Source organism: Nocardia sp. NPDC051981 (assembly GCF_040680715.1).
Taxonomy (GTDB): domain Bacteria; phylum Actinomycetota; class Actinomycetes; order Mycobacteriales; family Mycobacteriaceae; genus Nocardia.
In genome coordinates, this window is sequence record NZ_JBFAXK010000044.1 from 1 (window position 1) to 15,553 (window position 15,553).

Annotated in this window: 9 protein-coding genes and 1 pseudogene; 7 read left to right on the forward strand and 3 right to left on the reverse strand. The window is 65.3% G+C overall.

Annotated elements, in window-relative coordinates:
- Positions 1-168: 168 nt before the first annotated feature.
- Entirely contained in the window at positions 169-363 is a 195-nt protein-coding gene (locus AB0L60_RS40595) for a DUF397 domain-containing protein (protein WP_364625634.1), read from the reverse strand.
- A complete protein-coding gene (locus tag AB0L60_RS40600) occupies positions 360-1,223 on the reverse strand; it encodes a helix-turn-helix transcriptional regulator (protein WP_364625637.1) in 864 nt (287 codons plus the stop codon). The genes AB0L60_RS40595 and AB0L60_RS40600 overlap by 4 nt, the downstream gene beginning before the upstream one ends.
- A gap of 247 nt (positions 1,224-1,470) precedes the next feature.
- Between AB0L60_RS40600 and AB0L60_RS40605 the strand changes: the two genes are divergently transcribed.
- Entirely contained in the window at positions 1,471-1,722 is a 252-nt protein-coding gene (locus AB0L60_RS40605; RefSeq protein ID WP_364625640.1) for a hypothetical protein, read from the forward strand.
- Complete coding sequence (locus tag AB0L60_RS40610; protein ID WP_364625643.1) at positions 1,719-1,943, forward strand: hypothetical protein; 225 nt, start codon at positions 1,719-1,721, stop codon at positions 1,941-1,943. Before AB0L60_RS40605 ends, AB0L60_RS40610 begins: the two co-directional genes overlap by 4 nt.
- Before the next feature lie 516 nt (positions 1,944-2,459).
- Here AB0L60_RS40610 and rnhA read toward each other — a convergent pair.
- Positions 2,460-2,897: pseudogene (gene rnhA / locus AB0L60_RS40615) on the reverse strand (ribonuclease HI); the annotation flags it as partial.
- 382 nt (positions 2,898-3,279) lie between these two features.
- Here rnhA and AB0L60_RS40620 point away from each other — a divergent pair.
- From AB0L60_RS40620 to AB0L60_RS40640, 5 genes are all read left to right on the forward strand, one after another.
- Complete coding sequence (locus AB0L60_RS40620) at positions 3,280-7,170, forward strand: phage resistance protein (RefSeq protein WP_364625645.1); 3,891 nt, start codon at positions 3,280-3,282, stop codon at positions 7,168-7,170.
- Positions 7,167-10,004 (forward strand): BREX-2 system phosphatase PglZ, encoded by a 2,838-nt coding sequence (gene pglZ / locus AB0L60_RS40625; protein WP_364625648.1) that lies wholly within the window; start codon positions 7,167-7,169, stop codon positions 10,002-10,004. The genes AB0L60_RS40620 and pglZ overlap by 4 nt, the downstream gene beginning before the upstream one ends.
- Before the next feature lie 129 nt (positions 10,005-10,133).
- Positions 10,134-11,441, forward strand: a complete 1,308-nt coding sequence (gene brxD, locus AB0L60_RS40630; RefSeq protein ID WP_364625702.1) for a BREX system ATP-binding protein BrxD — start codon at positions 10,134-10,136, stop codon at positions 11,439-11,441.
- On the forward strand, positions 11,438-13,633 hold the full coding sequence (locus tag AB0L60_RS40635) for a DEAD/DEAH box helicase (protein ID WP_364625651.1): 2,196 nt from the start codon (positions 11,438-11,440) through the stop codon (positions 13,631-13,633). Before brxD ends, AB0L60_RS40635 begins: the two co-directional genes overlap by 4 nt.
- Positions 13,634-13,746: 113 nt before the next feature.
- Positions 13,747-15,552, forward strand: a complete 1,806-nt coding sequence (locus tag AB0L60_RS40640) for a DUF262 domain-containing protein (protein WP_364625654.1) — start codon at positions 13,747-13,749, stop codon at positions 15,550-15,552.
- Position 15,553 lies beyond the last annotated feature (1 nt).

Consider the following 15,553-nt stretch of genomic DNA (forward strand, 5'->3'; position numbering starts at 1 on the left):
GAGCGGGTCTTCTGGGAAGGCCGCGGTCAGCAACTGACGGCAGCATGAAGCACAAGAATCGGTAGTTCGGTCTCATCCAAAGCCGGGGCGGTCCAGAGTGTGGTTCGGGGGTGGCACTGTCGGCTGTGGCGGTGGCGCTACCCCTGAGCTCACGATCCGTAGTGCCGGTCAACGCTTCCAAACACCGCTGGACAGGAAACGGTCCCACTCGCCGGCCGAGAACACCAGCGCAGGTCCGAGGCGGTTCTTGGAGTCTCGGACCCCGACATCGCCGCCGCCCAGGAACGCGATCTCCACGCAGTCCTGCCCTCCCGCACTCCTGCTGCTCTTGAACCATTCGGCTTGAGCCAGATCGCTTTTCACGCTGAGTACTCCTTCGCCAGTCGCCGCAGCAGGTTCCTGCTGTCCGCTTCGTTCAACGCTACCCGTTGGATCGTGCCGAATGCGGCCCGATACTGGTCAACCGTTCCCTGCAACTCGAAGTACATGGCACCGGTGTAGCTCTCCACGTACACGACCGTCGGCTCGTTGTAATGGTCAGTCGCGAAGTCGAGGATCGTGAACGGCCCCGGCGATATTCCCAATGGGAACCCCGCTGCGGCAGACAGAACCTGGACGGTCACGTTCGGCGGCATGTCGGCCATGTGCCGCAACTGCCCGGCCATGACCCTCGGCCCGCCGACCACCCGCCGCAACGCGCCCTCGTCGATTACCAGTCGCGCCGTCGCCGGTTTCCGTTTCCGCATGATCAGGGACTGCCGTCGAATCCGCAGTTGCACACGGCGTTCCACTTCGTCGGGCGGCTCTTGCGAGAAGTAGGTGCGATCGAGCGCGCGGGCGTAGTCCGGGGTCTGGAACAGTCCTGAGACCATATCGGGCCGGTAGATGGTGAGTTGATCGGCGGCCGATTCCAGCCCGACGTACACGTTGAATCCGGCCGGAATCAGGTCCCCATACTCGTGCCACCAGGATTTCACATTCGCCTGCTGGGCAAGGCCTTTCAGCGGCTCCAGATACTCGGGCGCATCGTAGATCCGGCACAGCTGCTCGAGGTCGTGCAGCTGGATGCGTCCGGTGGCACCGGTCTCCAGCCGTTGCAGGCTGCCCGACCCGCATTCAGCCAGACGGGCTGCCTGCACGATCGACAGTCCGCACTGCTGGCGCAGTTCACGCAGGTACCGGCCAAGTTGGCGGCGCGGCAGATTGGTGGAGCGCTTCGACATAACCATCTCCTGGTGCCGATTCTCCGAAACCCGAATCAATTGTGCGCCGGAAGTGGGTGGCGCGCAGGGGAAACGCACAGGTTTTCTGCGCACGCAGGCGCAGCCGTCCCGAAACTGCGGGCGTGATGTGCCATGGAGCTACGCCCGGTCCGACCACCCACGACGCCGAGACCCGAACGGATCCGGGCGAACCCAAACACAACTACCCACGTACGAAATCCACACCCGACAACGGAAGGAGGACGTCATGTCCTGGGACATGTGGGCGCTGCTGTCGATCCTGGCACTGTGCAGTGCCGTCATCCTCTGGTCCTGCTGGGGGTTCTACCGCGACAGCCACACCGACCACCCGCACACCCTGCACCTGCGACTCACCCACGGCGGCCACCTCGACCTCCGGCTCCCGCCCGGCCACACCACCGGCCGCCACCGCACCCGCGATCCCCAGACCACCAAGCACACACGACATTCCGTCCGACTTCTGGAGCTAACCCCATGACCGCCGCCGAAATCGCAGTCCTCACCGCCCTGCATCCCGACCGGACGCTCACCACCATCCAAGTCCAGCAGGCTTCGGCTCTGACCAGCTGGCGCACCCGCAACGCACTCGCGCAACTGAGGTCCCGCGGCCTCATCATCTCCAGCAACCCCCGTGGACGCTGGCGGATCAGTTCACGGGGCCGAGCCGCGCTCGCCACAAAGGCCAAACGATTCGCCTGAACCTCTGGGCTGCAACAGCATCCGTGCACACCGGCCGTTCGGTCGGATGTGTTCGCTTGTCGGTCGCCAACCCTTGCCAGCCGCGCTATCAGTCGCTCGGTCTAGTGCACTGACCTGCATCCTCGAGGTCACATCCGAGGCGCGACAAGCGCTAAGCGGCGTGACCCACTGGATCGCGTGTCACAGATCCTCGCCGCGACCAAACGACCCGGATGCTCAGAAATCCAACAAGCCGAGGTCCGGCTGTGTCTCGACCTCCGGCATCCGTTCCATTCCCCGATGCGTCGTGCACCGGCCCCCTCCGGTGGCTATACCGCAGGGGCGGCCCTTCGCAGTCCTCGCTCCACACTGAAGTGCCGGATCGTGAATATGGCATAACCCGGACGCTCCCGCGTTCGTGGGACAAGCGGCACCTGTTTTGGTGGTGGCTCGGCACCGACCACCGGTCGCCTGAGCGGGCGTCCGGGCGGCGCGATCCCTCCGGACGCGGTTGCCGGGCTGCTCCTCGACGGCGCCGGCCTCACGCGCACCGCGGACGGCGAGCTGGTCTGCCCGCTCGTTCTCCGGGTGTCCGGCATGCCCTTTCACCCATTCCCACTCGACCTCGTGCGGCGCACAGGCCGCCACGAGTCGCTGCCAGAGGTCGGCGTTCTTTACCGGCTCCTTCTTCGAGGTCAGCCAGCCGTTGGCCTGCCACTTGAGCACCCACGAGGTGATACCGTCGCGGACATATGTGCTGTCGGTATAGATCCGGACCTTCGAGTCGCGGGTGAGCCGCTCCAGCGCCTCGATCGGCGCGGTCAACTCCATCCGGTTGTTGGTGGTAGGCCCCGGATCCCCACCGTAGATGTCCCGCTCGTGCCTACCGAACCGCAGCACAGCACCCCACCCACCCGGCCCTGGATTCGGACTACACGCACCGTCGGTATAGATCTCGACTTCCACCTGTGCCAGATTAGCCTCTGTACGCCCGAAGTTGCTCGGGGACAGCATCTTCCACGTAGTCGGAGATGTCGCAACGCAGTGTGGGCCGGAGCCCGGAGGACCGGTGCCAGCTCCCCGCCCTGGACCGGATCACGGTATCCACGCCTCTCCGATCCGAAGAGGACTAGTAATCGATGGTGAGAACGCCGATTGGATTCGCGGACTCGGCGCTCTGAACGCCCAGACGACACTCTCACCGCCCGGTCGGTGAGGTAACCCCGGACAGCGGCGCATCCTGCCGGCCGATGCGGTCGGCACGATAATGTTGCCACTGCGTGTCGCGCCACCGCGACAAGACCACGATCGAAGCACGAAGCACACTGCGCTGCCATACGGCGGGAGGGGATAGGTGATGGATCAGCGTCCGCTACTGCGGGATCTCATCGACATCAAGGAGCATGTCGCCGGGTCAGACTTCGTGCTCACCCTCGCAGACGCCGTGACCCCGGAAGGCTCCGGCAAGGCGGTCCAGGATTATGTGCTGACCGAACGGTTGCTCGGCAACTTCGATGAGGCGCTGTCGCTGATCAAATCGGCGTTGGATGGGAACACCTCCAAGCCCGCGTTCCTGCACGGCTCGTTCGGTTCCGGTAAGTCGCACTTCATGGCGGTGCTGTACGCCCTGTTGTCGGGCGTCCCGGCGGCGCGGGACCGCACCGAGTTCGATCCACTGCTGACCAAGCACGACTGGCTGCTGTCGGAGAACAAGAAGTTCCTGATGGTGCCGTATCACATGATCGACGCCAAGGCGATGGAACAGCGGGTCCTGGGCGGCTATGTCGACTTCGTGCGAAAGCTTCACCCGGAGGCGACGATTCCGCCGGTGTACCGCACGGATGCGCTCTTCACCAACCTGCGGCAGCTGCGAATCACCATGGGTGAGGAGCAGTTCCTCTCCGCTCTCAATCGTGACTACGCCGCGGATGCGGACGACGAGTGGGGTGATTCGGGCGCGTTCTGGACGACCGAGAAGCTCGAGACCGCACTCACTGCAGATGAGGCACAGGATGCCAGCGGACTGAACCTGGTCAACCCGACCACACCGCGTGAGCTGCGGGCCAAACTGGTGCATGACGCGGGAACCACCCTGCTGCCCGGGTTCACTCAGTATGCCGCCGAGGACGAGAACGGCTTCATCTCCCTCGACGCCGGATTGAGTGTCATTGCCGCGCATGCCAAGTCGCTCGGCTATGACGGCATCATCCTGTTCCTGGACGAGCTGGTGCTGTGGCTGGCGAGCCTGCTCTCGGACGAGAAGCTGGCGCTGCGCGAAGCCAACAAGATCGTCAACTTCAAGGAGGGCGGTGACGCGCGCCGCGCCATCCCGATCGTGTCGTTCATCGCTCGCCAGCGCGATCTACGCGAGCTGGTCGGTGAGGAGCTGGCCGGCGCGGCCGAAGCGGCGATCCAGGACGCGCTCAACTATGCGTCCGGCCGATTCGAACTGATCAGCCTCGAGGACCGCAACCTGCCGCAGATCGCGCACGCTCGGTTGTTGAAGCCGAAGGACGCAACGGCGAGCGGGAAGCTCGACGAAGCCTTCGAGAAGACCAAGAAGCTCGGGCCCAAGGTGTGGGACACCCTGCTTGGCTCGGACGAGAGCACTACCGGCGCAGACGAAGCATCGTTCCGGTTGAGCTATCCGTTCTCCCCCGCCTTCCTCGACACGCTTGTGCACATCTCGGCTGCGCTGCAACGTTCGCGCACCGGTCTCAAGCTCATGGGGCAGCTGCTGGCCGATCACCGCGACGACCTCCGCCTCGGCGACCTCGTCCCCCTCGGGGACCTCTACGAACAACTAACCCGCGGTGGTGACCGGCCGTTCGTCTCGGACAAGAAGGTGATCTTCGACGCCGCCGACAAGCTGTACAAGACCCGGCTGCGTCCCTACCTGCTCAGTTCCAACGAGGTCACCGAGGACGACGTCGAGGCATATCTGCATCGGCCCGAGAAGATGGGCGATCCCCAGCTCGCGGGCCGGTGCAAACAGTTCGTCGGCGAGAACCGCCTGATCTCGACGCTGCTGTTGGCCGCTCTCGCACCGAGTGTTCCCTCCCTGCGGGACTTAACGATTCGACGACTCGGTGCGCTCAACCACGGCTCGATCACCACCATGATCCCTGGCCGCGAAGAAGGCGTGATCAAGGCGAAGGTCGACGAGTGGGCCTCCCGCTTCCCGGAGATCAAGCCCACCGGCACCGATATGAATCCCGGTGTACGCCTGGAACTCTCCGGTGTCGATGTGGAGTCGGTGATCGCCAACGCTCAGGTCAACGACAACCCGGCGAACCGGGCCGCATTGGCCCGCGACCTGCTCGCCGACGAATTCGGCCTGGAGCGCGCCAACGGCCGATTCGATGCCGATGAGCTGCGTTTCGTGTGGCGTGGCTCGAACCGGGTCGTCGAGGTCATCTTCGGCAATGTCTCCGACGAGGAGAACCTGCCGAATCACGACTTGCAGCCGGCGATCGAGGGTCGCTGGCGGATCGTCGTCGACCTGCCCTACGACGAGGGAAACCACACCCCGGTCGACGATGTCGACCGGATCCGCCGACTCCGGGAACAGCAGGGCGGCAACCATCCTCACACCATTGCCTGGCTGCCCACACATCTGGCCAAGCCGCGCTGGGAAGACTTCCGCCGCCTGCTCGTTGTGACCAAGGCGCTCGCCGACCCGCACCGTTTCGACACGCAGTACGCCCAGCACCTCAATCCGGATAACCGGGCAAGCGCCAGGCAACTGCTCGAGTCGCAGAAGGACACCCTGCGCAAGCAGGTGCTCGCCGCCTTCAAGCAGGCCTACGGCCTGGCCGAGAAGAAGCCGACCGATGTCACCGGCGACCTCGAGCGGCACTTCTATCCTCTTCCGGAAGTCGACGGGCTGACCGTGCCGATCGGCCAGGCCATGCCCGCTGCCCTGCGCAATATCGCGGGCAAACTGCTCGCGTACGAGCTCCCCGAGCATCCGCACCTGAACCCGGATCAACCGGATGTCGCCGTTCGGCCGGCCGATGCGAGAGCCGTTCTCACACACGTGCGTTCAGCCGCGGAAGCCCGAGACGGGAGGGTCGAGGTGCCTTCGAAGGACCGCGAGCTGATGCGTCGGGTGGCTGAGCCGCTCGGCCTCGGACAGCAGAAGGAGGCTTACTTCGAGCTGTCGCGCCGCTGGGCCGATCACTTCCGCATGACCGCCCAGAACCGCGGTGAGACAGGCGATCTTTCGGTGATTCTGCTCGAGGACTGGACAGACCTGCCACACAAGCGCGGACTGGAACGGCATATCACGAACCTTGTCATCGCCTCCTTCGCGGAAATGGATGACCGGGTCTGGGTGCGCGGCGGCGTGCCGATCGATACCCCCGATCTGACCAAGATCCAGGCCGGTGACGCGCTGCGTACCCAGCCGCTGCCCAGCGAAGCGGACTGGGAAGCCGCGCGCGAAAGGTTCCAGACGGTCTTCGGAGAGAGCGTCCCGACACTGCGCCGGGGCAGCCTGGTTCAGCAGTTCGCCCGGCAGATCACCGGTGCCGCAAGCAAGTACCAGGATCCGGCGGTCCGTCTGGTCGAGCAGCTGGAGCAGCATGCCGAATTCCTCGGCCTCGACGACACCGACCCGAAGAACCGGCTGCCCCTCGCCCGTCGGGCGACCGATCTGCTGACCACCATGGCGACCAGCGGCGGCGGGGCCGCGGGGGCCAAGAAAACCATCGAAGCTTTCGCGCGCTTCGATCTGGTGGGCATCGACCCTGGACGCTACGCGACCTCGATCAAGTCGGCGGACAAGGTCATCGCGGCGCTCACACACGCCGCCTGGGACAACCTCGCGCAGGCTCAATACCTCGGCGCGGAAGGGGCAGCGATACTGGGTTCGCTGCGGACGTCCGCACAGGCCGATCAGCGATCCGCCGATCTCGTCGATGCCTTGCGCAGCACCAATACCAAGGTCACCGAGCTGTTGACGCGCAAGCTGCGAGAACAGAAGACACCACAGCCCACCCCTCCACCAGCACCCGTCGAGCCGGTCGTTGGCACTGCCGACAACGTGAAACTCGACACCGAGACCAGCGTGCCGCCGATCATCCAACCCGGCCCGGCCAAGAAGGGTGGGCCTAGCCGCCGGTCCGGAATTCGCAAGACCACCGCTGCCGCCGCCGTCCGGGACTTCAGCGCCGAAGTCGCCGAGCTTGCTGCCCTGGAGCCCGGCGTCGAGATCGAAATCAGCTGGAAAGTCGTGGGGGAATGACGCAGACCTCCGTGACGTCCGCGCTGCGGCTGTCGAAAACAGCAGTCGCCCAATACCTCTCGTCGCACAAGCAATTGGCGGCAGATCTCGCCGGGCCCGGTACCCCGGTGACCCTGCTCCTGCGCGGCGAACCGGTGTGGGATGCGGATTCCGTGGTGTCGCTGCCCGACGGCCGTCGCGCTCGTGTGGTCGTGGCGCCCTCCCCGCTGGCGGTCCACGAAACCGTGCTGGCCCACGCGCGCGAGATCGAACCCGATCCCCGCGTGCTGGTGGTGCTCACCGACGTGGAGGGCCACGACCTCGATCCCGCCATTCTGGCCCGCACCCATCGGGGGCGAGTGCACACCGTCGACCGGTGGGACATCGTGCGAGAAACCTTCGGCGCCAAGGACATCGACCCGCGCCTGAAGCGCGAGGACTGGGCCTGCGAGGCGCTACTGGACGCCGCGGGGGCGCAGCGCTGGCCGGCCGCACTGGCCGGCGGGGTACTCTCCCGGACCGCGGCTCTCGCGGCGCTCGCGGGGCGCCGCCTGCGGCTCGGTCCGATCGGCGACCGGATCGATCCGAACACCCTGCTCGGCTGGTCACAGCAGCCCGGTGGTCCCCAGCTGCTGGCGGACCTGCGTGCGCCCGAACGGCACGGCCTCGCCGAGTTCCTCAGCGATGAGGAGCAATCCGGTCCAACCGGCCGGGTGCTGGTAGCCCTGACGAATGCCGGGCACGGCGCGGAGGCTGTCGCGTACGGGGTGCTGTGCGCGGCACTGTGGCGGCATGCGAAGCCGAGTAACGAGGTGTACCAGGCGCGCGGCCGGGTGGAACGCTGGCTCGGTGACCAGCCGCCCGCACACGGCGACGCGTTGGACAAGGACTTGGCCTCGTTCGGCCACCGCTGCGAGGAGTACGTCGAGGACCTGCTGGTCAAAGCTCGTGCTGGTGACGATCCACACGAGGAGCCCGATGAAGCGGCACGCGCGGCACGGAAAGCCTCCGATACCGTTCTCGCACAGGCGGATCTGCTCGTCCGGCAATTCGGTGCGGTGGACGCGGCGATCAGAAGCCCGCTGCTCACCGCGGGCCTGACGGCACGTTTCACCGCGGCCGGGCATGCCCTGGGCCGCGGCCGGTCCTCGGAAATCGACGCGGCCGTGAAAGACCTCCGCACACATGCACTCGCCCCAGACCATCAGATCCGAATCCGCCGGGTTCGGATGGCGCAGCGACTTTCGCGATGGCTGCACAGCACACCGGACCCGACCACCGACACGGTCGCGGCTTCCCTCGATCGCCAGATGCGGGATACCGCCTGGGCGGACCGAGCGCTGGACTACATCGAAGCGGGCGGCGACGATGATGCGGCGCTGCGTATCGCCTACCAGACCCTCGGTGATCAGGCACGTGCCTTGCGCCGCGAATTCGATCGCGAGTTCGCCAAAACCCTTGCCGTCTGGACAGAGTCGGGAACCGATCCCGGTTCGATGCTGACCGTCGAGTCCTTCCTGCATCGAGTGGTCCGTCCCGTCGCCGTCGCTCCTGCGGACAGCCGGGTGCTGCTGCTGGTGATCGACGGCTTGAGCGCTGCGATCGCAACGGAACTGGCGGGACAGCTGCGCGCCAGCTTCGCCGAGTACAACCCGCTGCCCGATGGTGATGTCGCCCACCGGCGTGCCATGGCCGCGGCGCTGCCCAGTCTCACCGCGGTGTCGCGCACCTCCTTGTTCGCCGGCACCCTGATGAAGGGCGATCAGAAGGACGAGCAGCGCCTCTTCCCGCAGCACAAGTTCTGGGGCGCGAAGCGGGCCGCCATCTTCCACAAGAACGACCTGCGCAGCGAGACCGGAGACCAGTTCGGCAAGGACGTGCACGCCGCGCTCGCCGATCCGCAGTGCCATATCGCCGTAGTGCTCAACACCATCGACGACCGGCTCGGCAAGGAACAGAAGCTGGGCGATCCCGACTGGCAGCTGCGCGAAATCGGCGACCTGCGCGCACTGCTGGGCGCTGCGGCCGGACAGGGCATGGTCGTACTCATCACCAGCGACCACGGTCATGTCATCGACCGGCACGGGGACAAGGTCGACGCGACCGGAATCCAGTCCGCCCGGCATCGCCTCCCGGCGCCGGAGCACGATCGCCTTGCCGACACCGAGATCGCCTTGCACGGACCGCGAGTGGTGTGGCCGGAAACCGACGCGTCGATTATCGCGTTGTGGGACACCGACTCTCGGTACACCACGCAGAAGGCCGGGTATCACGGCGGCGCGTCCCTGGCCGAGATGACCATCCCGGTGCTGGCATTCCTGCCCTTCGGTGCCACACCGCCGAAGGGCTGGCGTGAACTCGGCGACCAGCGGCCCGCCTGGTGGAAGGACGACACCGATACCTTCGTCGCGGAGATCGCGCCCAAGGCTCCGGACCAGGTCGTCAAGAAGATCAAAGGCAAGGCGACCCAGGTGGTCGACAACCAGATGGCGTTGGACATCCCGGCCCCGAGCACACCTGCCCCGGAACTGTCACTGGTCGACAGCAGTCCGGCCGACGACCTCGTCACCAGACTGCTCGCCTCGGAAACTTTCGAGGCGCAACTCGACCAGCTGGCGCGCAAACCCGTGATCACCAAGCTGGAGAAGGCAATCCGAGCTCTGCTCAACGGGCCTCAGCCAATCACGGCACTCGCTCAGCGGGTCGGCGACCCTCCGACCCGCGCCGCCGGGTTCGCCGCCGTGCTCGGTCAGCTGCTCAATGTCGACGGCGCCCAGGTCCTGGAGACTCTCGCGGACGGCCGCACCCTACGGCTGCATGTCTCGTTGCTGCGCGCCCAGTTCAATCTGAAGTAGCTCCGACACAGTGTTGTTCGGCCTCGCCGGTGTCTCATCGCACCCGGCGAGGCCGAGCGGCTCCCCCGAAGAACCCACAGGAGCACGGGATATGTCCGGCCTCATGCGAAACTGGGGCTCGTGAGTAGCGTGCAACCAGTGCCTGTCAGTGCGGTCCGCCGACGCGCCGTGATCGACGCGCTGCGGCGGGGAGCAGTGCCCGACAGCGGTCTCGACCTGCTCGCGACCGGGCTCGAACGGTTCGAGAGCGCGCTGGACTCCGAACTCGATGCCGCTGCGTCCGGCGGCGCGGTATTCAAAGCGGTGCGCGGTGAGTACGGCTCGGGTAAGACGTTCTTCGCCCGGTGGCTCGCAGAGCGCGCGAAGCGCCGCAACTTCGCGGTCGCCGAGGTGCAGATCTCCGAGACCGAGACACCGCTACACAAGTTGGAGACCGTGTACCGTCGGCTCACCGAACGGCTGACGACATCGAGCTTTCCGCCCAGCGCACTGCGGCCGGTGGTCGACGCCTGGTTCTACGCGTTGGAAGAGGACGCACTCGCGGCCGGTGCGCCGGAGGACGACCTGGCCCCGGCGGTGGACGAGCTGATGACGGCTCGGCTGGCCGAGGTTTCCAGACATGCACCGGCTTTCGCCACAGCCCTGCGCGGCTATCGCACCGCGGCGATACACGGCGACGAGGCCACCGCGGCGGCAGTGCTGGCATGGCTCGGGGGCCAGCCCAATGTGGCGGCGTCGGCACGGCGGGCGGCGGGCGTGCGTGGCGATCTCGATCACTTCGGTGCGTTCGGTTTTCTGCAGGGACTGCTGACCGTCCTGCGCGACAGCGGTCATCGCGGACTGCTCGTTGTTCTCGACGAGGTGGAGACGCTGCAGCGCGTTCGCTCCGACGCCCGTGACAAAGCCCTCAACGCGCTGCGCCAGCTTATTGACGAGGTCTACTCGGGCCGGTTCCCCGGGCTGTATCTGCTGATCACCGGAACGCCTGCCTTCTATGACGGTCAGCAGGGCGTACAGCGACTCGCTCCCCTCGCTCAGCGCCTGGCAACCGACTTCACGACCGATCCGCGGTTCGACAATGCCCGCGCCGTGCAGCTGCGGCTGCCCGGGTTCACCCTCGATTCCCTCACCTCGCTCGGGATCACGATCCGGGATTTGTATGCGACGGGCGCCACGGACCCCGACCGGATCACGACGGTTGCCGATGACCCATATATCGCGGATCTCGCGAAGGCCGTCACCGGATCGCTCGGCGGCAAGGTGGGAGTCGCTCCTCGACTCTTCCTGAAGAAGTTGGTCGGCGACGTGCTCGACCGGATCGACCAGTTCCCCGATTTCGATCCGCGCCAGCACTATCGGCTCACTGTAGGCTCGACCGAGTTGACCGATACCGAGCGCAATCTGGTCAGCGCCGACGACATCGACCTCGACCTGTGAACGACCGAGCTGCGGCGTCGGCCGATCCCATCGAGCAGCTCGATCCAGTTGTGGTGCACCACATTGTCAATACTCTCGGCTGGCCTGATCTGCGTCCGTTGCAGAAGGCCGCCATCGATCCGCTGCTCCGCGGCGACGACGCGATACTGCTGGCGCCCACCGCGGGCGGCAAGACCGAGGCCGCATGTTTCCCATTGCTGTCGGCCATGACTCGCAACGACTGGCGCGGAGTCTCGGTGCTGTATCTATGCCCGCTGAAGGCACTGCTGAACAACCTTGTCACTCGTATCGACAGTTATGCCCAGTGGCTGGGGCGCCGAGCCGCCCTCTGGCATGGGGATGTCGCCGATTCGCAGCGCAACAGGATCCGGCGCGAACCACCCGACATCCTGCTCACCACACCGGAATCGTTGGAGGCCATGCTGATCGGAGTCAAGACCGATCACGATGAGCTACTCGGAGCTATCCGCACCGTTGTCGTCGATGAGGTACACGCCTTCGCCGGCGACGACCGCGGCTGGCACCTGCTCGCGGTGCTGGAACGACTGCAGCGGGTAACCGGGCAACCGATCCAACGCGTCGGACTGTCCGCCACTGTCGGCAATCCCCACGACCTGTTGAGGTGGTTGCAAGGTTCGGGACGCGACGAACGGCCAGGTTCGGTGGTCGCACCGGACCTGACGATCATGGCCGACGAGAAGTCGACTCCCCCCGAATCGATTGTCACCAAGCTGACTTCCGCCGACAGCGGAGCGCTCGTTCCGCCGCCCGGCCAGGTAGAACTCGACTACGTCGGTTCGCTGGAGAACGCCGCCAAAGTGATCGCGGCCCTGCATCGCGGCGAAAAACGACTCGTCTTCTGCGATTCGCGCCGCCAGGTCGAGGAACTCGGTGCGGCCCTTCGTACCCGCGAGATCACCGTCTTCCTCTCGCATGCCTCATTGTCGGCTTCCGAAAGAGCGCGGGCCGAACAGGCCTTCGCCGAAGCTCGTGACTGCGTTATCGTTTCGACGTCGACACTCGAACTCGGTATCGATGTGGGTGATCTGGATCGGGTGATCCAGATCGATTCACCGGGCACCGTGGCATCTTTCCTGCAGCGCATCGGCCGCACCGGTCGGCGCACGGGTAGCATCCGCAACTGTTTGTTCCTGGCCACTAGCGACGACGCGCTGCTGCAAGCCGCCGGGCTGTTGCTGTTGTGGAGTCATGGCTGGGTGGAGCCCGTCACCGCTCCCCCGGAACCTCGCCATTTGGTGGCGCAGCAGTTGCTCGCGGTCACCCTGCAGCACGGCACCCTCGGTGATCGAATCTGGTCGCGGGAATGGAATGGCCTGCACCCCTTCGACCGATCCGCCGAGCCGATCCTGCATCATCTGACCTGCCAAGGCTTTCTCGACGATGACCAGGGCCTGCTCTTCATCGGCCCCGAGGCCGAGAAACGCTTCGGCCGTAGACATTTCCTGGAACTGACAGCCTCCTTCACCGCGCCGCCGCAATTCACTGTGCTCGCGGGACGACAGGAAATCGGGCAGACCGACACCTCGGTCCTCACCGATGACCGACCCGGCCCGCGCTTGCTGCTCCTCGCCGGGCGCAGCTGGCGGGTTACCTATATCGATTGGAAACGCCGACGGCTCTTCGTCGAGCCTGCCGAGAGCGGCGGTGTCGCCAAGTGGTCCAGCCTCGGACTGCGAGGATCATCGTTCGAACTGACCCGAGCGATGCGCGCAGTCCTGCTCGGTACCGACCCGGCAGTGTCACTGACTCGTCGCGCCGACGTCGCGCTCACCGCACTACGTCAGGAACGGGCGGAGACCGTCGCTGCGGATGCCACCCTGATCATTCGGGGCGACAAGGAGATTCGCTGGTGGACCTGGGCCGGTTTCCGTGCCAACGCGACCCTCGCGGCCACTCTCCACGCTGTCGTCGATGACGCGCAGCGCCCCAACGACTTCAGTATCCGATTGCGCGCCACTACGATTCCGGAAACCTGGTGGGCCGCCAAACAAGTCGTCGACCCGGATCGCCTGACCCTACCGAGCGTGGATCCACGGGCCGCCGCGGGGCTCAAGTTCGCCGCCCTCCTGCCGGAACGACTCGCATCTGCGACCATCGCCGCACGGCTGGCCGATCTGCATGGTGCACAGGCGACATTGACGGAAGCCGCCCGCTGGTATCGAGCCTCCTAAGCTTCACGGATAAACCGACCAGTAGGCCCGCGACACCGTGTGCGATCCGAGATCGCTTGTGATATCAGGTATTACGCATTGAAGATCGCAGTAGCCGAAACGAGGGGGATGCCGTGGGAGTCGACAGTCCGAGGCTCGAGACCGTCCTGGAGGAGATCAAGTCAGGGGCGATGCAGCTGCCGGACTTCCAACGCGATTGGAAGTGGGACGATCAGCGCATCCGGGAACTAATCGCCACCGTGACGCTCGATTACCCGCTCGGCGTCGTGATGACCTTGGAAACCGGGGGGAAGTCCACCTTCCGGGCTCGCCCGCTCACCGGAGCCGAGACCAACGACAGAGCTACTCCGGACCTTCTGCTTCTGGACGGACAGCAGCGACTCACCTCGCTGTTTCAGGCCCTGTACCTCGACCGTCCCGTGCGCACCACGGATACGCGCGGTAAGGAGCTATACCGCTGGTACTACATCGATATCGCGAAGGCCGTCGCAGCACCCGCGGACCGAGACGACTCGATCATCTCCGTCTCACTCGAGAAGGTCTTCCGCCGCCCTTTTCCCGCACGCACCGAAGTCGATCTCACCGACCGCGAAAATGAATGCCGGGCCGGGTATTTCCCGCTCAATATCGTCTTCGACACCAAGCAGACTCAGGATTGGATGATCAAGTTCGGCAGCCTCGGCGGGGCGAACTGGTCGCTATGGTCGGAATTCAACGACGCGGTCCTCAAGAAGGTCCAGACCTTCACCATCCCGATGATCAAGCTGAACGCGAACACCAGCAACGACGCGGTGTGCGCGGTCTTCGAGCGGGTCAATACCGGCGGTGTACCGCTCAACGTCTTCGAACTGCTCACCGCCTCCTACGCCGGTGACCGCAACTTCGAGAGCACACATGGGGATTACTACCGACTGCCGGACAAATGGCGGGAGATCAAGAAGGATCTCGATGCCACCTATCCGGTGTTCGCCCGCCCAGACAGCGGAAGCCCCGATGGCGGGCTGAGCAGTACGGACTTCCTGCAGGCCGTCACCCTCGTCCACACCTGGGAGCGCAAGCAGAAGGGACTTGCCGCGTCGGTGTCCGCCAAGCGTCGCGACCTGCTCAACCTCCCACTACCCGACTTCGACAGGTTGGCCCCTCGACTGCACGAGGCCTTCGGGTGGGTGGGCGACTTCCTCACTGCTCAGTGCATCGTGCGCAATGCGGATCTGCCTTACCAAACCCAGCTGCTGCCGCTGGCCGCGGTACGAGCCATCGTCGGTGAGCGCCTCGACGATCCGGCCGTGATCGAGCGGATCGCCAGGTGGTACTGGTGCGGTGTACTGGGCGAAATGTACAGCGGTTCAACCGAAAGCCGCCTTCCCCGCGACGTCGAACAGCTCATCGAATGGATGCAGCCGGACGGTCCGACTCCGGACACGGTCACCGAAGCCATCTTTCTCGAGGACCGACTCGACACGCTCAGTACTCGAAACAGTGCCGCGTACAAAGGAATCTACGCTCTGCTCGCCAAGCAAGGAGCGGTGGACTGGTATTACAGCCAGGCGCCGCTGAATCCGGCGACATTGACGCAATACGCAGTCGACATCCGTCAGGTGTTCCCCAAGACATGGTGCGCCAAGAACAGAGTGCCGACCACCAAGGCGAACTCCATCGTCAACAAGACACCGTTGTCCTTGCGCGCCGGCCGCAGCGTAGTCGGCGCACCAAGCTCGTATCTACCGATTCTCGCCAGTGAATCCGGTACGCGCGACGAGTGGTTCGACGACATAGTGGCCACCCATCTAATGGACCCGGTCGCTCTACACACCGACAATTTCGATGCTTTCTACGCGGACCGCTCCAAGCAGCTCATCGCACTGGTCGGATCCGCGATGGGCAAGGGCACCCTCTTCCGCGAGCCGGAGCAACGCTGAC